22 protein-coding genes are annotated in these 26,113 nt (G+C 71.3%); 14 read left to right on the plus strand and 8 right to left on the minus strand.

Annotated elements, in window-relative coordinates:
• Positions 1 to 242: 242 nt before the first annotated feature.
• Positions 243 to 614 carry a hypothetical protein gene (locus FKD65_RS35360; protein ID WP_141583040.1) on the minus strand — a complete coding sequence of 124 codons (372 nt, stop codon included), beginning with the start codon at positions 612 to 614 and terminating at the stop codon, positions 243 to 245.
• Between the two features lie 163 nt (positions 615 to 777).
• Here FKD65_RS35360 and FKD65_RS35365 point away from each other — a divergent pair, with 163 nt between their 5' ends.
• The 4 genes from FKD65_RS35365 (at position 778) to FKD65_RS35380 (ending at position 5,084) form a co-directional block, all read left to right on the plus strand.
• Positions 778 to 1,587, plus strand: coding sequence for a polysaccharide deacetylase family protein (locus FKD65_RS35365; protein ID WP_205718354.1), 810 nt, complete (start codon positions 778 to 780; stop codon positions 1,585 to 1,587).
• A 36-nt stretch (positions 1,588 to 1,623) separates the two neighbouring features.
• Entirely contained in the window at positions 1,624 to 2,145 is a 522-nt protein-coding gene (locus FKD65_RS35370; protein WP_240809755.1) for a DUF1707 and DUF4870 domain-containing protein, read from the plus strand.
• Positions 2,146 to 2,364: 219 nt separating this feature from the next.
• Positions 2,365 to 3,732 (plus strand): FAD-binding oxidoreductase, encoded by a 1,368-nt coding sequence (locus FKD65_RS35375; protein WP_141583044.1) that lies wholly within the window; start codon positions 2,365 to 2,367, stop codon positions 3,730 to 3,732.
• A gap of 86 nt (positions 3,733 to 3,818) precedes the next feature.
• A complete protein-coding gene (locus tag FKD65_RS35380; protein ID WP_141583047.1) occupies positions 3,819 to 5,084 on the plus strand; it encodes a cyclopropane-fatty-acyl-phospholipid synthase family protein in 1,266 nt (421 codons plus the stop codon).
• 70 nt (positions 5,085 to 5,154) lie between these two features.
• Here FKD65_RS35380 and FKD65_RS35385 read toward each other — a convergent pair whose 3' ends face one another.
• Positions 5,155 to 5,649 (minus strand): cupin domain-containing protein, encoded by a 495-nt coding sequence (locus tag FKD65_RS35385; RefSeq protein WP_141583049.1) that lies wholly within the window; start codon positions 5,647 to 5,649, stop codon positions 5,155 to 5,157.
• A 30-nt stretch (positions 5,650 to 5,679) separates the two neighbouring features.
• Positions 5,680 to 6,051 carry a DUF4267 domain-containing protein gene (locus tag FKD65_RS35390; protein ID WP_141583052.1) on the minus strand — a complete coding sequence of 124 codons (372 nt, stop codon included), beginning with the start codon at positions 6,049 to 6,051 and terminating at the stop codon, positions 5,680 to 5,682.
• Between the two features lie 89 nt (positions 6,052 to 6,140).
• On the opposite strand from FKD65_RS35390, the gene FKD65_RS35395 reads away from it, so the two are divergent.
• Positions 6,141 to 6,713 carry a TetR/AcrR family transcriptional regulator gene (locus FKD65_RS35395; protein ID WP_141583054.1) on the plus strand — a complete coding sequence of 191 codons (573 nt, stop codon included), beginning with the start codon at positions 6,141 to 6,143 and terminating at the stop codon, positions 6,711 to 6,713.
• A gap of 134 nt (positions 6,714 to 6,847) precedes the next feature.
• On the opposite strand, the gene FKD65_RS35400 is transcribed toward FKD65_RS35395, so the two are convergent.
• Entirely contained in the window at positions 6,848 to 8,338 is a 1,491-nt protein-coding gene (locus FKD65_RS35400; RefSeq protein ID WP_141583056.1) for a tetratricopeptide repeat protein, read from the minus strand.
• 174 nt (positions 8,339 to 8,512) lie between these two features.
• Between FKD65_RS35400 and FKD65_RS35405 the strand changes: the two genes are divergently transcribed.
• Positions 8,513 to 10,075 (plus strand): GMC family oxidoreductase, encoded by a 1,563-nt coding sequence (locus FKD65_RS35405; protein ID WP_141583058.1) that lies wholly within the window; start codon positions 8,513 to 8,515, stop codon positions 10,073 to 10,075.
• On the opposite strand, the gene FKD65_RS35410 is transcribed toward FKD65_RS35405, so the two are convergent.
• Positions 10,050 to 10,937 carry an alpha/beta fold hydrolase gene (locus tag FKD65_RS35410; protein ID WP_141583060.1) on the minus strand — a complete coding sequence of 296 codons (888 nt, stop codon included), beginning with the start codon at positions 10,935 to 10,937 and terminating at the stop codon, positions 10,050 to 10,052. The genes FKD65_RS35405 and FKD65_RS35410 overlap by 26 nt on opposite strands.
• A 162-nt stretch (positions 10,938 to 11,099) precedes the next feature.
• Here FKD65_RS35410 and FKD65_RS35415 point away from each other — a divergent pair, with 162 nt between their 5' ends.
• Together FKD65_RS35415 and FKD65_RS35420 are read left to right on the plus strand one after the other, a co-directional pair.
• Positions 11,100 to 12,491, plus strand: a complete 1,392-nt coding sequence (locus FKD65_RS35415) for an aspartate aminotransferase family protein (RefSeq protein ID WP_205718355.1) — start codon at positions 11,100 to 11,102, stop codon at positions 12,489 to 12,491.
• 145 nt (positions 12,492 to 12,636) lie between these two features.
• Positions 12,637 to 13,884, plus strand: a complete 1,248-nt coding sequence (locus FKD65_RS35420; protein ID WP_141583062.1) for a cytochrome P450 — start codon at positions 12,637 to 12,639, stop codon at positions 13,882 to 13,884.
• A 58-nt stretch (positions 13,885 to 13,942) separates the two neighbouring features.
• On the opposite strand, the gene FKD65_RS35425 is transcribed toward FKD65_RS35420, so the two are convergent.
• Positions 13,943 to 14,686: an SDR family oxidoreductase gene (locus FKD65_RS35425; RefSeq protein WP_141583064.1), complete on the minus strand. Its 744-nt coding sequence runs from the start codon at positions 14,684 to 14,686 to the stop codon at positions 13,943 to 13,945.
• Between the two features lie 114 nt (positions 14,687 to 14,800).
• Between FKD65_RS35425 and FKD65_RS35430 the strand changes: the two genes are divergently transcribed.
• On the plus strand, positions 14,801 to 15,643 hold the full coding sequence (locus FKD65_RS35430; RefSeq protein WP_141583066.1) for a helix-turn-helix transcriptional regulator: 843 nt from the start codon (positions 14,801 to 14,803) through the stop codon (positions 15,641 to 15,643).
• 25 nt (positions 15,644 to 15,668) lie between these two features.
• Here the strand turns inward: FKD65_RS35430 and FKD65_RS35435 are convergent, their stop codons facing one another.
• Positions 15,669 to 17,213, minus strand: a complete 1,545-nt coding sequence (locus FKD65_RS35435) for a long-chain fatty acid--CoA ligase (RefSeq protein ID WP_141583068.1) — start codon at positions 17,211 to 17,213, stop codon at positions 15,669 to 15,671.
• Positions 17,214 to 17,467: 254 nt separating this feature from the next.
• Between FKD65_RS35435 and FKD65_RS35440 the strand changes: the two genes are divergently transcribed.
• Together FKD65_RS35440 and leuS are read left to right on the plus strand one after the other, a co-directional pair.
• On the plus strand, positions 17,468 to 18,082 hold the full coding sequence (locus tag FKD65_RS35440; protein ID WP_141583070.1) for a hypothetical protein: 615 nt from the start codon (positions 17,468 to 17,470) through the stop codon (positions 18,080 to 18,082).
• A 228-nt stretch (positions 18,083 to 18,310) separates the two neighbouring features.
• Entirely contained in the window at positions 18,311 to 20,773 is a 2,463-nt protein-coding gene (leuS, locus tag FKD65_RS35445) for a leucine--tRNA ligase (protein ID WP_240810392.1), read from the plus strand.
• A 223-nt stretch (positions 20,774 to 20,996) separates the two neighbouring features.
• Here leuS and lexA read toward each other — a convergent pair whose 3' ends face one another.
• Positions 20,997 to 21,683 carry a transcriptional repressor LexA gene (gene lexA, locus FKD65_RS35450; protein WP_141583081.1) on the minus strand — a complete coding sequence of 229 codons (687 nt, stop codon included), beginning with the start codon at positions 21,681 to 21,683 and terminating at the stop codon, positions 20,997 to 20,999.
• Positions 21,684 to 21,858: 175 nt separating this feature from the next.
• Here lexA and FKD65_RS35455 point away from each other — a divergent pair, with 175 nt between their 5' ends.
• From FKD65_RS35455 to FKD65_RS35465, 3 genes are all read left to right on the plus strand, one after another.
• Positions 21,859 to 22,194 (plus strand): LysM domain-containing protein, encoded by a 336-nt coding sequence (locus tag FKD65_RS35455; RefSeq protein ID WP_205718356.1) that lies wholly within the window; start codon positions 21,859 to 21,861, stop codon positions 22,192 to 22,194.
• Positions 22,195 to 22,665: 471 nt separating this feature from the next.
• Positions 22,666 to 23,139, plus strand: coding sequence for a transcriptional regulator NrdR (gene nrdR, locus FKD65_RS35460; RefSeq protein ID WP_141583086.1), 474 nt, complete (start codon positions 22,666 to 22,668; stop codon positions 23,137 to 23,139).
• Positions 23,140 to 23,257: 118 nt separating this feature from the next.
• Entirely contained in the window at positions 23,258 to 26,080 is a 2,823-nt protein-coding gene (locus FKD65_RS35465; protein WP_141583088.1) for a vitamin B12-dependent ribonucleotide reductase, read from the plus strand.
• Positions 26,081 to 26,113 lie beyond the last annotated feature (33 nt).

The raw sequence follows: 26,113 nt of genomic DNA on the forward strand, positions 1-26,113 counted from the left end.
CGGCGCCTCCGTCTGCTCTGGGACGGGAGCGCGGTCGTGCCGGGGCGCTTGCCGCCGAGTTCATGGTGTGGGGTCTTGAGAGCCTTCGTCTGGTTTGGGCAGGGAGTGCGTTGGCGTCGGGCGCTCGCCGCCTGTCTCGACGTGGCCTCGGCCATGCGCGCGAACGCGTGACCTGGTGTCTGCGTGGGAGTGCTTGCGCGGGTCGGTGAGGTCGGGCGTCTCGTCCCGCGGCCGGTCGGGGGTCAGGAGGAGACGGCCTGGCCGGGGGTGCCGGGGTCTATGCGGCGGTCGCGGTTGCGGTCGTTCCAGGCGCGCATGCGGGGCGGGTAGCCGACGATCTGCACGTCGTAGATGGGCAGGCCGAGGTCTCGGGCGACCTTGCCGATCACCTTGGGGGAGCCGACGCGGCGGCGCGTCCACTCGCCGTCGTGGGCGACCGCGACGGCCGTCGTGTCGGTGGCGTACGTCTCGGGCTCGACGAAGAACTCGACGCCGCGGCGCTCGCGGGCGAAGGCGATCAGCGCCTCGATGTCGGAGTCCGTCGCCTCCCTGTCCAGCTTCGTCACCGTGGACCCGCGGTGCCTGCGGATCCCGAACCGATCCCGGAACCTCATGCTCACCCTGTCGTCTGGTCCCGCCATAGTGCGGGGTTGCGGTGTACGACGATAACGAGGCCGGCGGTGCGCGGGTTCCCGACACAGCGGCGGCGGACCCCGGTGACCAGGGTCCCCGCGTCCTAGACTGGCGCCCTTCGGGGGGATCATCAGCGGGGGTGCGATGGACGGGCCGAACCTTGTCCGGCGGGTGGCGGCGGCCGTGCTCGCGGTCGCGGTGTTCGGGGCCCTGAGCACGCTCACCCCGGCCCGGGGGCAGGTGAAGCCCGTGGCGCGGGCCGAGCCCGCCGCGCCGAAGCCGAAGCCGAAGCCGGTGCCGCCTCCCAAGCCACCGCCGCCCGACTGCGCCCGGCTCAGATGCGTGGCGCTGACGTTCGACGACGGGCCCGCCGCGAGCACCGCGGAACTGCTGGACACGCTCGCCGCCCGCAAGGTCAGGGCGACGTTCTTCATCGTGGGGGAGAACGCCGCGAAGCATCCGGATCTGGTGCGGCGCGAGCATGAGGGCGGGCACGAGATCGCCGACCACAGCTACACGCACGCCGACCTGGGGAGGGCGTCCGAGAAGAAGATCACGGACGAGCTGACGCGGACGCAGGAGGCGATCCGGCGGGCGTCAGGGGTCGTGCCCGTGCTGCTCAGGCCGCCGTACGGGTCGACGTCCGAGCGGCTGAAGAAGATCACGCGGCGGATGGGGCTGGCGCAGGTGCTGTGGACGGTCGACCCCCTCGACTGGGAGCACCGCGACACCGCCTACGTCGAGCGGCGGGTGCTGAAGGCGGTGAGGCCGGGGTACATCGTCCTGATGCACGACATCCACCCGACGAGCGTGAAGGCCGTCCCGAAGATCATCGACCGGCTGGCCGCCGAGGGCTACGTGTTCGTCACGGTGTCGGAGCTGTTCGGCGGGCGACCGGCCCCTGGGGAGGAGTACGTCCAGCGGAATTCAGGGGATCCTCAGGGTCTTCCCTGATGGCCGCCGGGCGGTGCCGCGCGGAGCATGGACGGTATGGACAGCAGCTACGCGGTGGGGGATCTGCGGGTCTCGGACGCCGAGCGGGAACCGGTCATCCAGCGGCTTCAGGACGCCTACGCCGAGGGGCGGCTCGACGAGGACGAGTTCGACCTGCGCGTGCACCTGGCGATGACGGGCAGGACGCGCAAGGACCTCGCCGCGGTCCTGCACGATCTGGTGCCGGCCGCGCCCGCGCGGCCTCTCGCGGTGGAGGCCGAGGCGGTGTCGGGTGAGGACCGGATGCTGGCCGCCGCGGCGCACGCCGTCGCCGTCCCGACGCTGTTCGTCGGCCCGCTCGTGCTGATGCTGCTGAGCGGCAAGCGCTCGCCCTACGTCCGGCGGCAGGCGGCGGAGGCCGTGAACTTCCAGCTCACGCTGCTGCTCGTCACGATCGCCACGCTCGGCGTCGGCGGGGTCCTGTACGCGGTGGCATGGGTGCTGTCGATGGTCGCGGCCGTCTTCGCGGTGAGCGGCCAGACGTTCCGCTACCCGTGGATCCTGCGCCTGGTGAGTTGAGGCGAATCCGCCGCTGAACGCGCCTCGGGTTTGTCGGAGGACGCCTCCGGGGAGGGTTGACGTGGCCGCTTTCCATGCGGCCGGCCGCCTCCAGGAGATGAAACGACGCCTATGTCTACGCCCGTGGTTTTATTCCCCTCCCTACCTGTGACTCCCGCAACGTCCGGGTTATGTGGACCATGCATGGGATGATCGATTAACTATGCGAGGGAGGGGTAGATGACGGAGCTTGCGATCAAGGGCGATCACCAGCGGGCGGTGGAGGCGCTCAGGAGGTCCTACGAGGCCATCCCGGCGGGCACGCCGGTGCGGCTGGCCAAGAAGACCTCGAACCTGTTCCGGTGGCGCGACCCCTCGGCGGCGCCCGGCCTGGACGTGTCCGGGTTCGACAAGGTGCTCGGCGTCGACCCGGACGAGCGGACCGCGCAGGTCCAGGGCATGACGACCTACGAGGACCTGGTCGACGCGACGCTGCCGCACGGCCTGATGCCGACGGTCGTCCCGCAGCTGAAGACGATCACGCTCGGCGGCGCGGTGACCGGGCTCGGCATCGAGTCGTCCTCGTTCCGCGACGGGCTGCCGCACGAGGGCGTCCTCGAACTGGAGGTCCTCACCGGCGACGGGCAGATCGTCACGGCCACGCGCGACAACGAGCACAAGGACCTGTTCTACGGCTTCCCGAACTCCTACGGGACGCTCGGCTACAGCCTCCGGTTGAAGATCGAGCTGCGGCCCGTCCGGCCCTACGTCCGGCTGCGGCACCTGCGGTTCACCGACGCGGCGGAGCTCGCCCGCGTCATGGGGGAGATCACCGAGTCCGGGACGTTCGAGGACGAGTCCGTCGACTTCATGGACGGCACCGTCTTCAGCGCGGACGAGCAGTACATCACGCTCGGCTTCTTCGCCGACTCGGCGCCCTACACCTCCGACTACACCGGCCAGCAGATCTACTACAGGTCGATCCAGCAGCGGTCGGTCGACTTCCTGACGGTCCGCGACTACATCTGGCGCTGGGACACCGACTGGTTCTGGTGCTCGGGCGCGTTCGGCGTGCAGAACCCGGCGGTCCGGCGGCTGTGGCCCGACAAGTACAAGCGCTCGGACGTGTACCGCAAGCTGGTCGCCTACGACCGCCGGTATCACGTCGTCGCGCGAGCGGAGCGGTGGCGCGGGCTGCGGCCGCGCGAGGACGTCATCCAGGACATCGAGGTGCCGGTCGAGCGGCTGCCGGAGTTCCTGGATTTCTTCCACGACAAGGTGGGCATGAGCCCGATCTGGCTCTGCCCGCTGCGGGCCAAGGAGCGGTGGCCGCTGTACCCGCTGGACGTGGGCCGCCCCTATGTGAACGCCGGTTTCTGGGGGACGGTGCGTATCCCGCCCGGCCAGATCCCCGAGTACCACAACAGGCTCATCGAACGTAAGGTCGCCGCCCTCGACGGCCACAAGTCCCTCTACTCGACGGCCTTCTATGGCCGGGACGAGTTCTGGCGGTACTACGACGGGGAGACCTACCGGCGGCTCAAGGGGTCCTACGACCCCGACGGGAGGTTGCTCGACCTCTACGACAAGTGCGTGCGCGGACGCTGACCAGGCGCCCGCTTCGGGGGAGCCCCGCGCGGGGGGCGGCCGACCGCCGCCGCCCGTGCCGGGGCGGAGAGACAGGAGGAACCAAGATGACGCTGGCCAGGGTCTTCGAGCAGCTCGCCGGGGCTGAGGCGCCAGTGGAGTTCACGGCGTACGACGGATCTCGTGCAGGGGTGCCCGGGGCCGACATCCGTTTCGACGTGCGCTCGCCGTACGCGGTCTCGTACCTGCTGCACTCGCCGGGCGCGCTGGGCCTCGCCCGCGCCTACGTCACCGGCATGATCGACGTGAACGGCGACATGATCACGGCGCTGACCACGATGCAGCAGGTGCTCAGCGAGGTGTCGCCCCGCGACAAGGCGAAGATCACCGGCGCGGTGATGCGCGACCCGCTGCTGCGGGCCGCGGCGTCGCGGCGGCTTGACCCGCCGCCGCAGGAGGCGCCGTTCAGCCGGATCCCGTCGTGGCTGCGGCACTCCAAGCGGCGGGACGCGCGGGCCATCTCCCACCACTACGACGTGTCCAACACCTTCTACGAGTGGGTGCTCGGCCCCTCCATGGCCTACACCTGCGCGTGCTACCCGCATGAGGGCGCGACGCTGGAGGAGGCGCAGTTCAACAAGCACGACCTGGTGGCCAAGAAGATCGGCCTGAAGCCGGGGATGCGGCTGCTGGACGTCGGCTGCGGCTGGGGCGGCATGGTGATGCACGCCGCCAAGGAGTACGGCGTCAAGGCGCTCGGCGTCACGCTGTCCAAGCAGCAGGCCGAGTGGGCGCAGAAGGCCATCGCCGACCGCGGCCTGTCCGACCTCGCGGAGGTCCGCCACATGGACTACCGCGACGTGGCCGAGACCGGCTTCGACGCGATCAGCTCCATCGGCCTCACCGAGCACATCGGGAAGAAGAACCTGCCGGCCTACTTCTCCTTCCTCCACGGGAAGCTGAAGAAGGGCGGCCGGATGCTGAACCACACCATCACGCGTCCCGACAACACGCAGCCGTCCCGCAAGGAGAACGGGTTCATCAACCGGTACGTCTTCCCGGACGGCGAGCTGGAGGGCCCCGGCCACGTCCAGTGCCAGATGAACGACGCGGGGTTCGAGATCCGGCACCAGGAGAACCTGCGCGAGCACTACGCGCGGACCCTCACCGGCTGGTGCGAGAACCTCGACGCGCACTGGGACGAGGCCGTCGCCGAGGTCGGCGAGGGCACCGCCCGCGTGTGGCGCGTCTACATGGCCGGCTGCGTGCTCGGCTTCAACCAGAACTGGATCCAGCTGCACCAGACGCTCGGTGTGAAGCCTGAGGACGACGGCACGAGCCACATGCCGCTGCGCCCCGACTGGGGGTCGTGACGGCAGGGCACCCTCACCGCCGACGAGCCGACCGGACGTTCCGGTCGGCTCGTCGGCGTTCCGAGGCCGGTCAGGCGCGCGCCTTCTCCCAGGCCTCGCTGGTGAGGAAGTAGGTGTCGTAGAGCTCCTGCACCTCCAGGAGGCTCTCGGGCGGGACCTTCCCGTGGACGATGCGCCCCAGGTGGCGGAAGTACTCGAACCGCTCGACGCCCGGGGTGATGACGATGAGGATGTCGGCGTCGTGCCCGGGGGCGGCGGCGAAGGCGTGCGGCAGGCCGGGCGGGACGACGACGAAATCGCCCCGTTCGGCGGTCACGACCTGCTCGCCCGAGAGCAGCTGGGCCGCCCCGTCCAGCATGTAGAACATCTCGGCGGATCCGTCGTGCCGGTGCGGCCTCGCGCCGTTGGCTCCGCCGCTCAGCGTGACCCGGTGGCTGGACAGGGCGCCGCCGGTCGAGCTGCTGTCGGCCAGCAGGCGGGTGACGCTGGGGGAGAGGTCGATGACCTCCGCCTCGTCGGCGCGGACGATCACGGATTCGTCGAAGTCCGGTGAGATCAGCGACATGCGGTGGGCTCCTTTTCCTGGACGGCGGGGTCAGACGGCGAAGAGGAGGGCGGCGCTCACGAGCACGGCCACGGCGGTGGCGAAGTGGACGCCGAACGCGGTGGCCTTCGGGCCGCCGTGGCGCAGCACGATGAGGGTGTCGCCGAGCGGCGCGATGGCCACGACCAGCATGTACCAGCCGGCGGCGTGCGCGCCCGCGAAAGCGATCAAGGCGAGGCCGAGGACGCCGAACGTCAGGTCGCGCAATCCCTTGATCTCCAGGTAGGCGGCGTCACCGTCCGGCTTGGCGGGGACGCCGTAGCCGGCCGCCGACGCCACGGGGGCCGTGAGGAAGCGCAGGCCGATGAAGACGCAGAACAGGGTGAGCACGACGGCGAGGCCGTAGGCGATGGGGGTGAGCATTGGGGTCTCCTCATTTCTAGCGTTGCTAGGAACGAGATCGACGCTAGCAGAGCATGGACAGAATATCTAGCAGTGCTAGAGTCGCGGTCATGTCGATCCAGGGCCGCAAGGAGCGCGAGCGCGCGGAACGCGAGAAGCTGATCATCACGGCGGCGCGGGAGCTCGCCGAGAGCGAGGGGTGGGACGCGGTGACGACGCGGCGGCTCGCCGCGGTGATCGAGTACAGCCAGCCCGTCCTCTACAGCCACTTCAAGGGCAAGGGCGCCATCATGGCGGCGGTCGCGGTCGAGGGGTGCGCGGAACTGGCGGACGAGCTGCGGCGGGCGCGGACCGGTGCCCCCGGGCCCGCCGGGGCGCTCGCGGACGTCGCCGCCGCCTACACCGACTTCGCGGAGCGCAGGCCCGCCCTCTACGACGCGATGTTCGTCCACACCGTCGACCTGCCGTGGGCGACCCCCGAGGCGCCGCCCGCGCTCCAGGAGGCCTTCGGCGAGCTGCGCGAGACCGTCCGGCCGTTCGCGGACGAGGACGACGTCGACGTGCTCACCGAGACGTTCTGGAGCTGCCTGCACGGCCTCCTCACCCTGATGCGCAGCGGGCGCATGCGCCGCGAGGGCCACGACCTGCGCCTGGCCGTCCTGCTCCGCCGCTTCACCGGCTGACCCCGGCTTCCCGGACCTTGCCCGAGGCCGCCGGGCTCCGGCTGAACGCGCCTGACTCCGCCGGGCCCGGCTGAGGCCCTGTCTTCCGGTCAGAGGCGGATTCTCCGCCCGGCCTCAGGCCGCCATCGGCGGGATCACTCGGCGGAGGCGCGGGCCGAACTGGCGGCCTTGATGAGACCGTCCGGGGTGAAGGCGACCGTCACCTGGCCGCCCTGCGGCGCGGTGCCCTCGATGACCTCCGCGGACTCCCTGATCCGGCACCCGTGGTGGGCGAGGAAGCCGCGGACGACGCGGCGCTGCTCGGTGGGGAAGATCTCGGCCGCGGCCGTCATCAGGCGCGTCGCTGAGAGCGGGTCGAACCCGGCGGCCGGGAGCGCGGGGTCGTCGAGGTGGAAGTAGAACGAGCCCTTCCCGTCGTTCACGCGGCAGCTCTGGACGCCGTCGCCGCCGAGCAGCGCGGCGGCGGCGATGGCCATGGTGGTCGCGGCCTGGTGCGGGTCGGGGAAGCCGGACAGGTCGAGGCGGCCCGCCGCCAGCTCCGGGACGGCGTGCCGCTCGCCGTACTCGCGGACGGCGGCCAACGGGACGATGGCGGGCACGTCGTCCCCGTAGTGCGGGTTGGCCCAAGCCCACAGCCACGTGTCGCTCACGTGAGAGAAGCTGCCGAGGAACGTCATCCCGTGGAAGGTGCGCCCGCCCGAGGTGAGGGTCCGCTCGTCGACGTCGAAGGCGATGTGGCCGTCCCCCACGGCGGCGTTGAGGAGGTCCTGCCGCTGGATCGCCGCGGCCGAGCCCGCGGCGGCGAACGCCTCGAACTCCGGGCTGTAGCCGCTGAGCCCGCTCAGGAACTCCGTCCAGAACCGCGCGCTGCGCCCGTCGCCCCTGCGCCGGTAGATGTCGCCTAGCCTGCGGGCGGCCTGCTCGACCCCGGCCTCCAGCACCGACCTGCGGAACCAGCCGATGGCGGCGTCCTCGTCCCCCGCCTTCTCGGACTGCGCGCCGAGGCCGAAGGCGGCCTTGGGATGGCCGAGGTCGGCGGCGCGCCGCCACGCCTCGTCCCGCCCGGCGGGATCACCCCGGTCCTGCCGCACGAACCCCAGGTTGAACGCGGCGCCGCCGTTGCCCCGCTCGGCGGCACGGGTGTACCAGGTCTCCGCCGCCTCGAGGTCGCCCTTCCCGTCGTCGTCGTGGAGCCTGCCGAGGTTGAACGCGGCCTTGTCCGACCCGAGCTCCCAGGCCCGGCGGTAGAAGGCCATGGCCTCCGCGGCCTCGCCCCGGTTCTCCAGGATGATGCCCAGGTTCAGGGTGCCGCTCGTGTGGCCGCCCTCGGCCGCCTGCCGGTACCAGCGCTCGGCGGCCTCCATGTCGCCGCTCCGCTCCGCCGCGTAGCCGACCTCGAAGGCGCTCTCGGGGAGGCCCGCCTCGGCTGCCCGCCGCCACCACGCCACCGCCTCGCGGTCGTCGCCGCGATCCGCCGCGATGGAGCCGAGCTCGTGGGCGCCCCCGGGATGCCCCGATTCGAACGCCCGCCGCAGCAGCTCCTCGGCCCCCGCGAGGTCGCCGCCGCGCCGGGCCGCCAGGCCTCGCTCGTACGGTTCGACCGATCCGGCCGGGTACTCGGACATTTCGCGCCCCCACTCTCCCCACGGCTACACGGGATCGACGCCGGAGCTCCGGGCCGGGTTCCATCGGCGCGGCCGGTCCGGAATCGGGTCGCACGCATGGACTGGAGGGCTTTGTGGTGGTAAGTCCAGGGGAAGAGCGGGCCGTGCCGCGGCCCGTGGAGAGCGGGAGCCCTCATGGAACACGACTACGTCATCGTCGGCGCCGGGTCCGCGGGCTGCGCGCTGGCCGCGCGGCTGTCGGAGGACCCCTCCGTCACGGTCGCGCTGCTGGAGGCGGGCGGTCCGGACGACAAGGGCGAGATCCACATCCCGGCCGCGTTCCCGAAGCTCTTCAAGACCGAGTACGACTGGGACTACAGCACCGCCAAGCAGCCCGAGCTGGACGGGCGAGAGCTGTACTGGCCGCGGGGCAGGATGCTCGGCGGGTCGTCCTCGCTGAACGCGATGATGTGGGTGCGCGGCCACTACGACGACTACGACGACTGGGACGTCCCCGGCTGGTCGTACGAGGACGTCGTCCCGTACTTCAAGCGGGTCGAGGGCCGCGTCGGCAGCAACAAGGGGGACGTGTACGGGACGTCCGGCCCCGTCACGATCTCCGAGCAGCGCAGCCCGAACGTGGCGACGCGGGCGTTCCTGGAGGCGTGCGCCGCCGCCGGCCTGACCAGGCTGCCCGAGCTGAACGGCCCGTCCAACGAGGGGTACGCGCTCACGCCGGTCAGCCAGCGGCGCGGCAGGCGGTGCAGCGCGGCCGACGCCTACCTGCGGCCCGCCCGCAAGCGCCCGAACCTGACCGTCATGACCGGCGCGCAGGTGTCGAGGGTCCTCATCGAGGACGGCCGCGCCACCGGCGTCGAGTACGGCGGCGGGCGCGTCACGGCGCGCCGCGAGGTCATCCTGGCCGCGGGCGCGGTCGGGTCGCCGCACCTGCTGATGCTGTCCGGCGTCGGCGATCCCGACCACCTGCGCGGCGCCGGCGTGGAGCCGGTCGTGGAGTCTCCGGAAGTGGGCCGCCACCTCCAGGACCACCTGTCGGTCGGCGTCGTGCGGCACTGCCCCAGGAAGGTCACGCTCGCGGGCGCGGAGTCGGTGCCGAACATCGCCCGCTACCTGCTCGCGCGGCGCGGGCCGTTCACCTCCAACGTGGGCGAGGCGGTCGTCTTCACCAAGAGCGCCCCGTCCCTGCACGCCCCCGACCTCGAACTGATCTTCGCGCCCGCCCCGTACATCGCGCACGGGCTCACCCCGCCGACCGAGCACGGCGTGACGGTCGGCGTCGTGCTGCTCCAGCCCGAGTCGTCCGGCCGCGTCACCCTCGCCTCCGCCGATCCGGCCGCGCCGCCAGTGATCGACCCCGCCTACCTCACGAAGGAGAGCGACCTGCGCCGCCTGATGCACGGCATCCGCTACGCGGAGGAGCTGATGGCGGCCGACGCGCTGAAGCCGTTCGTCGGCGAGATCATGGAGCCCTACGCGGGGGCGGACGACGACGAGGCGCTGGCCGCCTACGTCCGGGGCCACTCCGAGACGCTCTACCATCCGACCGGCACGTGCCGGATGGGCACCGGACAGGACTCCGTCGTCGACCCGGACCTGCGCGTCCGCGGCGTCGAGGGCCTGCGCGTCGCGGACGTGTCGGTGCTGCCGCAGATCACCCGGGGCCACACCAACGCCCCCGCGATCATGATCGGGGAGAAGGCCGCCGACCTGGTCAGGGAGCGGACTCCAGCCAGCTGAGGACGCGCTCGTTCACCTCGGCGGGACGGTCGAGCTGGAGGAAGTGGCCGGCGCCGGGGATCCGCTCCGCCCGCGACCCCGGCGGGAGGGCCGCGAGGACGGCGTCGAGGTCGACCGCTTCCGCGCCGAGGCAGCCGTCCTCGGCGCCGTGCAGGTAGAGCACGGGGCGCTCGCCGGTGGCGGTCGTCGCCTCCTGCTCGGCGGCGTACCGCTCGACGTGCCGGGACGGGTCGAGCATCGCCCGGTAGTAGCCGATCGCCGCCGCGGCGTTGGCGGGCGCGCCGAGGCACTCCATGACCCGGTCGACGTCCCCTGACCGGTCGCGGCCGTCGTCCGGCGACCAGTCGCGCCACAGCCCCTCGACGAACGCGCGGCCGAACGCGAGCTCGGCCAGCGGCGTCTGGAAGACGAAGATGTAGAACGATCGCTTGAGCTGCTCGTAGTCGAAGAACGAGGCCGTCATCACCGAGACGGGCGGGACGGACATGGCGACCGTCCTGCGCCACCGCTCGGGCGCGGCGTTCGCCGCGCCGTAGGTCGCGAAGGCGCCCCAGTCGTGGCCGACGAGCACGGCGTCGGAGCCGCCGCCGAGCGCCTCGTGCAGGGCGGCGGCGTCGGCGGCGAGGGCGCCGCTCTGGTACGCGCCGTCCTCGGGGACGGACGTGGGGGCGTAGCCGCGCATGAAGGGGGCCACGGCGCGGTATCCGGCGTCGGCCAGTTCCGGCATGAGGTGCCGCCAGGTGTGCGGGGAGTCGGGGAAGCCGTGCAGCAGCAGCGCCAGGGGCCCGTCCTGCGGCCCGGCGGTGAGGTATCCGAAGTCGAGCCCGTTCGCGCTGACAGATCCGGTCGTGATGTCGCCCATGTCCGCCTCCTCGGTTCGCGGCGAACGGTACCCGCGCCTTCGCGAGCGACGGTCAGTGGGGCCCTCTCTCTACGGATATCGAGGTATCACCATGTATTTACAGCGGATTCCGTAGTCATCTAGCATCTGTGCAACTGGATCGATCGCACTGGGGATGACGTGATGACGGAGCCGGACGTGACCAGCCAGCAGCACGACGCGATGCAGAGGGCGGCCCGCGACCATCTGTGGATGCACTTCTCGCGGCACTCGGCGTCCCAGGGCGGCGGCGAGATCCCGGTGATCGTCCGGGGCGACGGCGCCCACGTCTACGACTCGGCGGGCCGCCGCTACCTGGACGGGCTCTCCGGGCTGTTCACCGTCCAGGCCGGGCACGGGCGCGAGGAGCTGGCCCAGGCCGCCGCCAAGCAGGCCGCCGAGCTGGCCTACTTCCCGATCTGGTCCTACGCGCACCCGAAGGCCGTCGAGCTGGCCGAGCGGCTCGCCTCCCTCGCGCCCGCCGGCCTGGACCGCGTGTTCTTCACCACCGGGGGCGGCGACGCCGTCGAGAGCGCCTGGAAGCTCGCCAAGCACTACTTCAAGCTCACCGGGAAGCCGGCCAAGCACAAGGTGATCAGCCGCGCGGTCGCCTACCACGGCACCCCGCACGGCGCGCTGTCGATCACGGGCCTGCCGGGCCTGAAGGCGCCCTACGAGCCGCTCGTGCCGAGCGGCTTCCGGGTGCCGAACACCAACATCTACCGGGCCGCCGAGCACCGCGACGACCCGGAGGCGTTCGGCCGGTGGGCCGCCGACCGGATCGATGAGGCCATCGAGTTCGAGGGCGCCGACACCGTCGCCGCCGTGTTCCTGGAGCCGGTGCAGAACGCCGGCGGCTGCTTCCCGCCGCCGCCCGGCTACTTCGAGCGCGTCCGCGAGATCTGCGACCGGCACGACGTCCTGCTGGTGTCGGACGAGGTGATCTGCGCGTTCGGCCGGCTCGGCACGATGTTCGGCGCGCAGCGCTTCGGCTACACGCCCGACATCATCACCTTCGCCAAGGGCGTGACCTCCGGCTACGCGCCGCTCGGCGGGATGCTCGTCACCGACCGCCTGTTCGAGCCGTTCAAGGGCGGGACGGAGATGTTCGCGCACGGGTACACCTTCGGCGGGCACCCGGTGTCGGCGGCGGTCGCGCTGGCCAACCTCGACCTGTTCGAGCGCGAGGACCTGACCGGGCACGTCATGCGCAACCGCGACGCGTTCCGGGGCGCGCTGGAGCGGCTCCGCGACCTGCCGATCGTCGGGGACGTCCGCGGCGACGGCTACTTCTACGGCATCGAGCTCGTGAAGGACCGCGACACCCGCGAGACGTTCGACGACGAGGAGTCCGAGCGGCTGCTGCGCGGCTTCCTCGACAAGGCCCTGTACGAGGCGGGCCTGTACTGCCGCGCCGACGACCGCGGCGACCCCGTCGTCCAGCTCGCCCCGCCGCTGATCTGCGACCAGGCGCACTTCGACGAGATCGAGCAGATCCTGCGCTCGGTCCTCCAGGAGGCGTGGGCGCGGCTGTGACCGCATGCCGGGCCCGTGCGGGGGGCCGGGCCCGGCAGGCTAATGTGAGGCGCGTCACCCGCCCGATCAGTGTGCGCTTTCCTCTTTACTTTGAGAGGGTACGTGTAAACCGAATCGGGTTCGGACGTGACGAGGTGGTGGGCGCGTGCTCAAAGTCGAGGACATCAACCTGACGGACTGGGAGTTCTGGCGGCAGCCGCACGAGTACCGCCACGAGGCGTTCAAGGCCCTGCGGTGGCACCCCGGGCTCCTCCGCTTCGAGGAACCCGACATCCTGATCGCCCCGCAGGGCCCCGGGTACTACCCGCTGACCCGGCACGCCGACGTCGTCGAGGCGTCCCGCCGCCCGCAGGACTTCTGCTCCGGCAGGGGCGCGATCAGCATCCCGGACATGCCGGGCGACATGCACGAGTACTTCGGCTCGCTGATCAGCATGGACGACCCCCGGCACGCCAAGATCAGGAGGATCGTGTCCCGGGCGTTCTCGCCCCGCATGATCCAGCGGTTCGAGGACCGGGTCGAGGCGGTCGCCGGCCAGATCGTCGAGAACGTGGCCTCGGGCGGCGGGACCGGCGACTTCGTGGCGGACGTCGCCGCGCGGCTCCCCCTGAAGATCATCTGCGACATGATGGGCATCGCGGAGGACCAGTACAAGACGGTCCTCGACGCCACCAACGTCATCCTCGCGGGCAACGACGCCGAGTTCATCCCCTCCGACGACCCCGAGCAGATGGCGATGGCGCTGCTCGGCGCCGGCGAGACCCTGCGCGGCCTGGTCGAGGACCTCGGGCGGCAGCGCCGCGCCGACCCCACCGACGACCTCACCTCCGCGCTGGTGAACGCCAACCTCGACGGCGAGTCGCTGACCGACCAGGAGCTCGGCTCGTTCTTCATCCTGCTCGTCGTCGCCGGCAACGAGACCACCCGCAACGCGATCGCGCACGGCCTCGACCTGTTCACCCGCAACCCCGACCAGCGGGCCCTGCTGGTCGAGGACTTCGAGGCCCGCATGCCCGGCGCCGTCGAGGAGATCGTCCGGTACGTCTCGCCGGTCATCTGGATGCGCAGGACCGCCACCCGCGACACCACGCTGAACGAGCACGAGATCAAGGAGGGCGACAAGCTCGTCCTCTACTACTGGTCGGCCAACCGGGACGAGACGGTCTTCACCGACCCGGAGCGGTTCGACATACTGCGCGACAGCAAGCAGCACGTCGGGTTCGGCGGGCCGGGGCCGCACTTCTGCCTCGGCGCGCACCTGGCCAGGCGCGAGATCACCGTGATGTTCCGCGAGCTGCTGCGCCGGGCGCCGGACATCCGCGCCTCGGGCGAGCCCGACCGGCTGGAGTCCAACTTCATCAACGGGATCAAGCGCCTGCCCTACGCGATCTGACCGCCGCGCAGGCCCGTCCCGGCAGGCTCCTGCCGGGACGGGCCTGGTCAGCGCGTGCCTACCAGGGGTTCCGGCCGTCCTCGGTGAGGTAGGCGCCCGTGGGGCCGTCGTCGTCCAGGAGCGCCACGCTCGCGATCACCGCGGCGCCCTGCGCGGGCGTGCGGTGGCCGGTGTGCCCGTTGAGGTCGGTGGCGCAGAACCCGGGCGCCACCGAGTTCACCTTGACCGGTGTGCCGGCCAGTTCCCTGGCGTAGGCGACGGTCAGCGCGTTCAGCGCCGTCTTGGACGCGTTGTAGGGCAGCAGGTTCGGCAGCGACGCCGGGAGGGACGGAGCGCTCAGCGCCGTCAGCGACCCGAGGTTGCTGGAGACGTTGACGATCCGGCCGGCGGGGGAGCGGCGCAGCAGCGGCAGCATCGCGTTGGTGACCGCGACCACCCCGACCACGTTGGTCTCGAGGGCGGCCCGCACCAGCTCCGGCGCGACCCGGCTCGGCGGGGGAGAGGACGCCGGGTCCGCCGCGTCCGTGGTGGTGATCGCGGCGTTGTTGACCAGGATGTCGAGGCGCCCGAACTCGGCGCCGATCCACGCGGCCGCGTCCTGCACGCCGCGCGCGTCCGTCACGTCGAGCGGGACGAACCGGGCGTCGACGCCCTCGCCGCACAGGACGGCGGCGGCCTTCTCCCCGAGATCGGCCGATCGGGCCCCGACCAGGACGGTCGCCCCGCCCCGGCCGAGGATCCGCGCCGTCTCGAAGCCGATGCCCTTGTTGGCTCCCGTGATGAGAGCGATCCGTGTCGTCATGCCCCGCAGGCTGCTCCGCGCGGGCGGGGATGAGGAGAGACCGCCCGAGGCTGGGATCGGCGGTACCACCCTGCGCGTGGCGGTGGCCGCGCCTAGTCGGACATCCTGGAAGGCATGGACAGGCAGGAGTTGGCCGCGTTCCTGCGCTCGCGCCGGGCGCGCATCCGGCCCGCGGACGTCGGCCTCCCGGCCGGGGCGCGGCGCCGCACGCCCGGCCTGCGGCGCGAGGAGATCGCGCAGCTGGCCGGGATGTCGGTGGACTACTACATCCGCCTGGAGCAGGGCCGCGGGCCCCGTCCGTCCAGGCAGATCCTGGCCGCGCTGGCGCGCGCCCTGAGGCTGAGCGGCGACGAGCGCGGCCACCTCTTCCACCTGGCCGGCGAGGCCCCGGAGCCGCCCGCCGCGCCGTCGCAGGACGTCCCGCCGGGCATCCTGCACCTGCTCGAACGGCTGGACGACACGCCCGCCTACGTCCTGAACGCCCGCCACGACATCCTCGCCTGGAACGCCCTGGCCGCCGCGCTCATGACCGACTTCGCCGCCATGGAGCCGCGCGATCGCAACGTCGTCCGGTGGCTGTTCACCGGCCCGGCCATCGCGCGGTTCGGCAGCGACGGGTACGTGGAGCAGCTCGCCCGCGAGTCGGTGGCGGACCTGAGGGCCGCGGCCGGCCGCTACCCCGGCGACCCCGGCATCGCCGCACTGGTCGCGGAGGTCTCCGCCCGCAGCCCCCTGTTCGCGCGGCTCTGGGACGAGGGCGAGGTAGGGATCAGGCGCGGCAGCCGCAAGCTGATGACGCATCCCGTGGTCGGCGAGCTGGACATGCACTGCGACGTCCTCTACGTGCCGGAACGCGACCAGCGGGTCGTGCTGTACACGGTCACGCCCGGCACGCCGTCGGCCGAGGCGATGAAGCTGCTGCGGGTCGTCGGGGCCCGGGGGCTCGGCGTGAGCTGAGCCCCCGTGCCCGGAGGGCTCGCGGCTAGCGCAGCTCGCGCTTGAGGATCTTGCCGGTGGCGGTCATCGGCAGCTCGTCGCGGAACTCGACGATCCGCGGGTACTTGTAGTTGGCGAACTGCTCCTTGCCCCACGCGACCAGCTCGTCCTCGGTGACGGACGCGCCGGGCGTGCGGATGACGTACGCCTTGACCTCCTCGCCGTGCGAGGGGTGCGGGACGCCCACGACCGCGGCCAGCGAGACCTCCGGGTGGGCCATCAGGACCTCTTCCAGCTCCCGCGGGTACACGTTGAACCCGCCCCGGATGATCATGTCCTTGGAGCGGTCGATGATGTAGTAGTAGCCGTCCTCGTCGCGGCGGGCCACGTCGCCGGTGCGGAACCAGCCGTCCCGGATCGCGGCCTCGGTCGCCTCGGGCCGCCCGTGGTAGCCCTTCATGATGTTGTGGCCCCGGACGGCGATCTCGCCGGGCCCCTCGCCCTCGATCTCCTTCCAGTCGTCGTCGATCAGCTTCATCTCGACGCCCCACACGGGCAGGCCGATCGAGCCGGGCTTGGTCGGACGGTCCGGGCGGTTGAACGAGGCGACCGGCGAGGTCTCCGACAGGCCGTAGCCCTCCAGGACGTCCACGCCGAACTTCGCCTTGAAGCCCTTGAGGACCTCCATGGGCAGCGCCGACCCGCCCGAGACCGCGACCCGCAGGTTCTCCCGGAGCGTCTCGATCTCCTCGTCGGAGGTCTCGTCGGTCAGCAGCCCCCAGTACATCGTCGGGACGCCCGCGAAGATGTTCACCTTCTCCCTGACCATCAGCTCGACGGCCTGCCGGGCGTCGAACCGCGCCTGCATGACGAGCGTCGCGCGCCGGTACAGGCCGACGTTCATCACGCACGTCTGCCCGAAGATGTGGAACAGCGGCAGCGTCACCAGGGACGTGTCGTGCAGCGTCCGGTAGAAGAGCGTGTCGTCCACCATGGCGTTCATCAGGAGGTTGCCGTGCGTGAGCTCGGCGCCCTTCGGCTGCCCGGTCGTCCCGCTGGTGTAGATGATCACGGCGGTGTCGTCCGGCCCGGTCAGCGCCGACTCGAACGTGCCGGGCCTGCCCGCGAGCGCGGCCCAGAACAGCTCGGCCCCCTCGATCGGGGACTCGGCGGCCGACGGGTCGGCGGGCAGCAGGAAGAAGTGCTCGCAGGCCTCCGCCTGCTCGAACCCCGCGCGGCCCATCTCGCCGAGCGGCAGCTCCGGCGTCCCCTCGAAGCAGAAGAACGCCCTGGCCCCCGAGTCGGCGAGGTGGTAGGCGATCTCCCGAGGCTTGAGCAGCACGTTCAGCGGGACGACCACCGCGCCCGCCTTGAGCGCCCCGAAGTACACCATCGGGAAGTAGGGGAGGTTCGGGCTGGAGAGCGCCACCTTGTCGCCCGGCCCGATGCCGCGCTCGCGCAGCAGGTTCGCGACCTGGTTCGCGACCTGGTCGAGGAAGGAGTAGGACAGCCGGAGATCGCCGAACACGACCGCGTCGCGGTCGGGCGTCTCCCTGGCGGCGTCCTCCAGCAGCACGGACAGGTTGAGCATGGGCACTCCTCGCGCGGAAAGGTGACCGGTCGGTTAGTTACCGACGAGTGTATGAACCGTTTCGCACATCCTGCTGCACGGGGCTTGTCCGGCGCCATAATTCGCAGCCTTTGACGTGCGGTTTTCGTCGTTGCGACGGTGGTCCGCGCGGGGGAGGGGAGGGGGCGGGAGCGCGGCTCCGTCCGCGCTCGTTACCAATTGGGCGGTCTTGCGGCGTTAACATGTGCCGCCTCACCGAGAGAGGGTGCGCGATCTTGATCATCTTCGGCTGGCGCGTGGTGTTCTTCACCCTGACCAGGGGGACCTTCCACTGCCCCGACTGCGGCGGCGACCGCGAGTACCGCCGCCGCCAGGGGCGCAACTTCTTCACGCTGTTCTTCATCCCGGTCATCCCGCTGAACAAGGCCGGCGGCGAGTTCGTCGAGTGCGACACCTGCCACGGCCGCTGGAACCCCGGCGTGCTGAACGTGCCGACCACCGCGCAGCTCGCGCAGATGCCCGCGATGCTGCTGCGCATGGCCATCGCCCAGGTCCTGCGCTCAGGCGACTACACCAACGAGGCCGCCCGCTCCCGCGCGGTCTCCGTCGTCCGGCAGGCCGGCGAGCCCGGGTACGACGACGCGGCCCTGAACGCCGACCTCGGCCGTCCCTTCGACGAGGTCCGCGTCGAGATGGGGCGCGCCGCCTCGGCCCTCGCCCCCGAGGCGCGGGAGAGCATCCTGCGCGCCGCCGCCGAGATCGCGCTGGTCGACGGCCCGCTGACCGTCTCCGAGGAGGAGACCCTCTCGGCCGTCGGCGCCGACCTCGAGCTGACCCGCGTCCAGGTGACCGGCGTCGTGTCCATGGCCCGCCAGGAGTCGGGGCATTAAGTCGCGGCGGCCGGGGTTGCGACTGCGCTACTCTTGAGGTATGTCAGCCAGGCTGCTCCTCGAAGGACCACGTTGACGCACTGACGTCAGCGTGGTGGCCCCTCCTGTGCGAGGGGCCGTTTCATGTCGGCGGACGGCCACGACCCAGCAGCAGGAACCGGAGTCAGAAGCGTGAGCAGCGACGTTCCCTACCGTGCGACGCCGGGGGGTACAGGGGGGGCGTCCCCCCTGAACGAGGGATACGACCCACGGGCGGTTCAGGACAAGTGGCAGGCCCGCTGGGAGGAGCTCGACCCGTTCGAGGCGGACGAGAAGGGCACCGCCGAGGAGCGCCGCTACGCCCTGGACATGTTCCCCTACCCCAGCGGCGACCTGCACATGGGCCACGCGGAGGCGTTCGCCATCGGCGACGTCGTCGCGCGCTACTGGTTCCAGCGCGGCTTCAACGTCCTGCACCCGATCGGCTGGGACTCCTTCGGCCTGCCCGCCGAGAACGCCGCCATCAAGCGCGACTCGCACCCCGCCGAGTGGACGTACGCCAACATCGAGACGCAGGCGGCCTCCTTCCACCGCTACGCCCCGTCCTTCGACTGGACGCGGCGCCTGCACACCTCCGACCCCGAGTACTACAAGTGGACGCAGTGGCTGTTCCTGCGCTTCTACGAGCGGGGCCTGGCCTACCGCAAGGGCGGCCACGTCAACTGGTGCCCGAAGGACCAGACCGTCCTGGCCAACGAGCAGGTCGTCGGCGGGCACTGCGAGCGCTGCGGCGCGCTGGTCGAAAAGCGCGTGCTGACCCAGTGGTACTTCAAGATCACTGAGTACGCGGACCGGCTGCTGGACGACATGGCGCAGCTGGAGGGCAAGTGGCCCGAGCGCGTCCTGCTGATGCAGCGCAACTGGATCGGCCGCTCCACCGGCGCCGACGTCGACTTCGTGATCGAGGGGCGCGACGAGCCCGTCACCGTCTACACCACGCGCCCCGACACCCTGTACGGCGCCACCTTCATGGTCGTCGCCGCCGACGCCGCGCTGGCCGAGGAGGTCTGCCACCCCGACCACCGCGCCGCGTTCGAGGCCTACCGCGACGAGGTCTCCCGCGAGAGCGAGATCGAGCGGCTGTCCACCGAGCGCGAGAAGACCGGCGTGTTCCTGGGCCGCTACGCGATCAACCCGGTCAACGGCGAGCGGCTGCCCGTCTGGGCGTCCGACTACGTCCTGGCCGAGTACGGGCACGGCGCGATCATGGCGGTGCCGGCGCACGACCAGCGCGACCTGGACTTCGCGCTGAAGTTCGGCCTGCCCGTCCGCGTCGTCGTGGAGACCGGCCTGGCCGACCCCGCCGAGACGGGCGTGGCCACCCCCGGCGACGGCGCCATCGTCAACTCGGGCCCCATCGACGGGCTGACCAAGGCCGACGGCATCGCCCGCATCACCGAGATCCTGGAGGAGCGCGGCACCGGCCGCGCGTCGGTGAACTTCCGGTTGCGCGACTGGCTGGTCTCCCGGCAGCGGTTCTGGGGCTGCCCGATCCCGATCGTGCACTGCGAGGCGTGCGGCGAGGTCCCCGTCCCCGACGACCAGCTGCCCGTGACCCTGCCCGAGGGCCTGCGCGGCGCCGACCTGGCCCCCAAGGGCACCTCGCCCCTGGCCGCCGCGTCCGACTGGGTGAACACCGAGTGCCCCAAGTGCGGCGGCGCGGCCACCCGCGACACCGACACCATGGACACCTTCGTCGACTCGTCCTGGTACTACTTCCGCTACTGCTCGCCGGGCTACGAGGGCGGCCCGTTCGACGTCGAGCAGGTCCGCAGGTGGATGCCGGTCGACCAGTACACCGGCGGTGTCGAGCACGCCATCCTGCACCTGCTGTACAGCCGGTTCTTCACCAAGGTCCTGCACGACATGGGCATGGTCGACTTCACCGAGCCGTTCACCCGGCTGCTGAACCAGGGCCAGGTGATCAACCAGGGCAAGGCGATGTCGAAGTCGCTGGGCAACGGCGTCGACCTGGGCGAGCAGATCGGCGAGTTCGGCGTCGACGTCGTCCGGCTGGCGATCCTGTTCTCCGGCCCGCCCGAGGACGACATCGACTGGGCCGACGTCTCCCCGCACGGCATGTCGAAGTTCCTGTCCCGCGTGCACCGCATCGCCTCCGAGGTCTCCTCCGACCCCGGCGCGGACGCCGCCTCCGGCGACACCGCCCTGCGGCGCGTCACGGCCCGCACGGTCGACGAGGCCACCACCCTGGTCGAGACGCAGCGGTTCAACGTCGCCATCGCGCGGATCATGGAGCTGGTCACCGCGACCCGCAAGGCCATCGACTCCGGCCCCGGCGCCGCCGACCCGGCCGTCCGCGAGGCCGCCGAGGCGATCGCGGTGCTGCTGTCGTTGTTCGCGCCCTACACCGCCGACGAGGTGTGGGAGCGGCTGGGCCGCACCGCGCCGGTGATCCGCGCCGGCTGGCCGTCCGCCGACCCCGAGCTGCTGGTGGAGGAGTCGGTCACCTGCGTCGTCCAGGTCGCCGGCAAGGTGCGCGACCGCCTGGAGGTCCCGCCCGGGATCGCCGGGGAGGAGCTGGAGCGCCGCGCGCTGGCCTCGGCCAGGATCCAGGACGCCCTGGGCGGCGCCGACATCGCCAAGATCATCGTCCGCGCCCCCAAGATCGTCAACATCGTCCCCAAGCGCTGACCCCGCCCCGCCGCGCCGCTCACCCCCGACCGGCGCGGCGGCGCTCACCGGCAGGACGAAACCAAGAGCCGCCGACCGGCCCCGCCAGGGGCCGTAGCTCCCTGTCCCCGCCGCGCTGCCCGAGCCGAGCGGCGCAGCGGGGAGCCGGTGAGCGACGCGCGGGTGAGGGCCGGGCATGCGTCAGCGGCCGCCGGACGGGTCCGGCGGCCGCTGAGGGGTGGCGTCACATCTTGCGGAGGACCGCCACGACCCGGCCGAGCACCGAGGCCTCGTCGCCGGGGATCGGCTCGTAGGCGGGGTTCTGGGGCATCAGCCAGATGTGGCCGTCGTCGCGGCGCTTGAACGTCTTGACCGTGGCCTCGCCGTCGATCATGGCGGCCACGATGTCGCCCTGCTCGGCCACCGGCTGCTGCCGCACGACCACCCAGTCGCCGTCCGCGATCGCGGCGTCGATCATCGAGTCGCCGGTGACCTTCAGCAGGAAGTGGGTGCCCTCGCCGACGAGCTGCTTCGGCAGCGTGAACACGTCCTCGACGGCCTCCTCGGCCAGGATCGGGCCACCGGCCGCGATGCGCCCGACGAGCGGCACGTACGCGGGCGCGGGCTGCGCCGAGCCCGACTCGAAGGCCTCCTCGTGCGTGCGCACCGGCGTCGCCCCCGGCACCCGCACCTCGACCGCGCGCGGGCGGTTGGGGTCGCGCCGCAGGAAGCCCTTGCGCTGCAGGGCCCGGAGCTGGTGCGACACGCTGGAGGTGCTGGTCAGCCCCACGGCCTCGCCGATCTCGCGCATCGAGGGCGGGTACCCCCGGCGCTGGACCGAGTCACGGATCACCTCCAGCACCATGCGCTGTCGCTGGGTCAGGCCCGTCTCGTCCATCGGCCCGTCGGGCAGCTCCCGGACCTTGCTCATCGCTCGTCGCCTCCCGGGCGCCTCGATCCGTCACTCCTTGTCATGAACGCTATCGCGTCCAGGCCCGATGATCAAACAATTGTTCGAAGATGTGCTCGCTTTTTGCGGACCTCCCCTGGTAGAACATCGTACAGGCGTTCGATCGAAAATGCATTCGAAGTCGAGGAGGGGAGAGATGCCGGGTTCACCCCGTAGTGACCGCCCCCCGATCCGCCTGACCCGCCGCGGCCGCGCCGTCCTGGTCGCCTTCGCCGCCACCGTGACGCTCATACTGCTCTGGCTCACCGTGGGCCCGGGCGCCTTCGCCGGTTCCCGGGAAGGCCCCGCCGGCCCGACCCGGCACGCCGGGACGGTCGTGGTGGAGCCCGGTGAGACGCTCTGGGAGATCGCCTCCTCGGCCGACCCGGGTGGCGACCCCCGCGTGGTCGTGCAGCGCATCATCGACCTCAACGGTCTCGGTGGCGACCCCACCGTCCATCCCGGTCAAGAACTCCGCGTCCCCGCGAGTTGACCCCGGCCGCGGCGCCGCGTCGCCGTCGCGGCTCACGCTAGATGACGGCAGCGACCGGCTGTCGGTGGCCCCTGACGCTCCCCGAGAGGCGCGGCGGCGTATGGCCGCCGGCCGCGACGGGCCGTGGAGAGGGGGCCCGGCGAGGCGGTCACCGAGCGCGACCGGCCGGGCCGCGCAGGCGGCGGCAGATGTGCGTCGAGGGCGCCTGCCTGGGGCTTTGCGCCGTGGACGGTCACCGGGAGGGGTCCGCCGGGGGCGGTGGGTGACGACACGCCCGGAGGGAAAATCCGAGCGTCGGAGATGACCTGCGTGGACGTGGCGGATGTGACGGACGGGGCCCTCGGGCAGGTTGCGAACGGGTCCGGCGAGCCGTACGGTTGACCACAACATCTAGTAGTCACATCGATGTAGTTCCCTATATATGGCGCTGTCATCGGTGTAACTCGTTTACGTCAGGGGAGGAGAGCAAACGTGCACTGCCCGTTCTGCCGCAACCCTGACACCAAAGTGATCGACAGCCGTTCGACCGATGACGGGGGCGCCATTCGGCGCCGCCGCTCGTGCTCGGAATGCGGCAAGCGATTCACGACGCAGGAGAATGTGCTCGTGATGGTGGCCAAGCGCAGCGGGGTCACCGAGCCGTTCTCCCGGGAAAAGATCATCGCCGGGGTGCGCAGGGCCTGCCAGGGCCGCCCGGTCGACGAGGATGCGCTCGCGAAGCTGGGGCAGCGGGTCGAAGAGGCGATCAGGTCGTCCGGGTCCGCGGAAATCCCCTCGCACGAGATCGGCCTCGCGATCCTGGGGCCGCTCGGCGAACTCGACGAGGTCGCCTATCTGCGATTCGCCTCGGTCTACCGGAGCTTCGAGTCGCTGGACGACTTCGCCAAGGAGATCGAAGCACTGCGGAAGGCCGGTTCCTCGGGGGAGCCCGGCCCGTCCCGGTAGGGACGGTTCCGGAAACACATCAGCACAAGTAAAGGCGTCTCCGCGCGGGCATGGCCCGGGCGGCGGCGGGGTTGTTCCTGAGCAGGGCCCGGCGGGAGGGTCCGAGAGGGGGAAGGTCATGACGGAGACGGTGAGCGGCTCGGCGGCGCGGCGCGGCAAGGGGGGCCGCAAAGGGCTGAAGATGGAGCGCATCTTCACCACGCCCGGCGTGCACCCGTACGACGAGATGCGCTGGGAACGTCGTGACGTCGTCATGACCAACTGGCGCGACGGCTCGGTGAACTTCGAGCAGCGCGGCGTCGAGTTCCCCGACTTCTGGTCGCTGAACGCCGTCAACATCGTCACGTCCAAGTACTTCCGCGGGGCGGTCGGCACGCCGCAGCGGGAATGGAGCCTGAAGCAGCTCGTCGACCGCGTCGTCCGGATGTACGTGGACACCGGGCTCAGGGAGGGCTACTTCGCCTCCGAGCAGGACGCCGAGATCTTCGACCACGAGCTGAAGTACGCGCTGGTGCACCAGCTGTTCAGCTTCAACTCCCCCGTCTGGTTCAACGTCGGCACCAGGTCCCCGCAGCAGGTCTCGGCGTGCTTCATCCTGTCCGTGGACGACACGATGGAGTCGATCCTCGACTGGTACAAGGAAGAGGGCGTCATCTTCAAGGGCGGCTCGGGCGCCGGCCTGAACCTCTCCCGCATCCGCTCCAGCCGGGAGCTGCTGTCCTCGGGCGGGACGGCCAGCGGCCCGGTGTCGTTCATGCGCGGCGCCGACGCGTCCGCCGGGACGATCAAGTCGGGCGGCGCGACCCGCCGCGCCGCCAAGATGGTCGTGCTGGACGTCGACCACCCCGACATCGGGGAGTTCATCGAGACCAAGGCGCGCGAGGAGGACAAGATCCGCGCGCTGCGGGACGCCGGGTTCGACATGGACCTCGGCGGCAAGGACATCGGCAGCGTCCAGTACCAGAACGCCAACAACTCGGTCCGCGTCTCCGACGAGTTCATGCACGCCGTGGAGTCGGACGGCCGGTTCGGGCTGCGCGCGCGGATGACCGGCGAGGTCATCGAGACGATCAAGGCCAAGGACCTGTTCCGCGCGATGGCCAAGGCGGCGTGGGAGTGCGCCGACCCCGGCATCCAGTACGACGACACGATCAACGACTGGCACACCAACCCCGAGACCGGCCGGATCACCGCGTCCAACCCGTGCTCGGAGTACATGAGCCTGGACAACTCGTCCTGCAACCTCGCGAGCATCAACCTGCTGAAGTTCCTCACCCCCGAGGACGCCTTCGACGTCGCGCGGTTCGTCAAGCTCACCGAGCTGATCATCACGGCGATGGACATCTCCATCACCTTCGCCGACTTCCCCACCGAGAAGATCGCCGAGACCACCCGCGACTACCGGCAGCTCGGCATCGGCTACGCCAACCTCGGCGCGCTGCTGATGGCGACCGGGCACGCCTACGACTCCGAGGGCGGCCGGTCGCTCGCCGCGGCGATCACGTCGCTGATGACGGGCGTCGCCTACCGCCGCTCCGCCGAGATCGCGGGCGTCGTCGGCCCGTACGCCGGATACGCGCGCAACGCCGAGGGCCACAAGCGCGTCATGCGCAAGCACGCCGCCGCCAACGACGACGTCCGCACGCTCGACGCGATGGGCAAGGCGATCCACGCCGCCGCGGCCAAGCAGTGGTCCGACTGCCTCAAGGCCGGCGAGAAGAACGGGTACCGCAACGCGCAGGCCAGCCTGCTCGCCCCGACCGGGACGATCGGCCTGATGATGGACTGCGACACCACCGGCATCGAGCCGGACCTCGCGCTGATGAAGTTCAAGAAGCTCGTCGGCGGCGGGTCCATGCAGATCGTCAACCACACGGTGCCGCGCGCCCTGAAGCAGCTCGGCTACCAGCAGGAGCAGATCGAGGCGATCGTCGAGTACATCTCCGAGCACGGCCACGTCGTGGACGCGCCGGGCCTGCGCCCCGAGCACTACGAGGTGTTCGACTGCGCGATGGGCGAGCGGGCGATCAGCCCGATGGGGCACGTCCGGATGATGGCGGCCGTCCAGCCGTTCCTGTCCGGCGCGATCTCCAAGACCGTCAACATGCCGGAGCAGGCCACCATCGAGGACATCGAGAAGGTGTACTTCGAGGGCTGGCGGCTCGGGCTGAAGGCCCTGGCGATCTACCGCGACAACTGCAAGGTCGGCCAGCCGCTGTCGGCGGCGGGCAAGAAGGAGGAGCCGAAGGCGGCCGCGCCCGCGCCCGCGGAGACGGCGCCGCGCCCGGTCCGCAGGCGGCTGCCGAAGCAGCGGCCCGCGACCGTGACCCGCTTCTCCGTGGCGGGCGCCGAGGGCTACATGACCGCCTCCTCCTACCCGGACGACGGCGTCGGCGAGGTCTTCCTCAAGCTCGGCAAGCAGGGCTCCACGCTCGCCGGCGTGATGGACGCCTTCTCCATGGCGATCTCCATCAGCCTCCAGTACGGCGTCCCGCTGGAGACGTGGGTGGAGAAGTTCACCAACATGCGGTTCGAGCCGGCGGGCATGACCGACGACCCCGACATCCGCATGGCGACCTCGGTGATGGACTACATCTTCCGCCGCCTGGCGCTCGACCACCTCCCGTTCGAGGAGCGCGCCGGCCTCGGCATCTTCACCGCCGAGGAGCGCGCGATGCAGGCCAACGGCGAGGACCCCGCCGCCCTGCACGTCGAGGAGGAGGTCGACCGCGAGTCGCTGGCGCAGTCCGCCGAGATCGCCCGGCCCGCGGCGCCCGCCCAGGCACGCGGCGACGAGGCGGGCTCGTCCATCGAGGTGATCGAGAGCCGCCAGGGCCGCACGGCCGACGCGCCGCTCTGCCTCACCTGCGGGACGAAGATGCGCCCGGCGGGCAGCTGCTACGTCTGCGAGGGCTGCGGCTCCACCAGCGGCTGCAGCTGAACGGCGGGCGCACTTTCAGAGAAGCGATGGCCA

Source organism: Actinomadura sp. WMMA1423, from assembly GCF_006547145.1.
Taxonomy (GTDB): domain Bacteria; phylum Actinomycetota; class Actinomycetes; order Streptosporangiales; family Streptosporangiaceae; genus Spirillospora.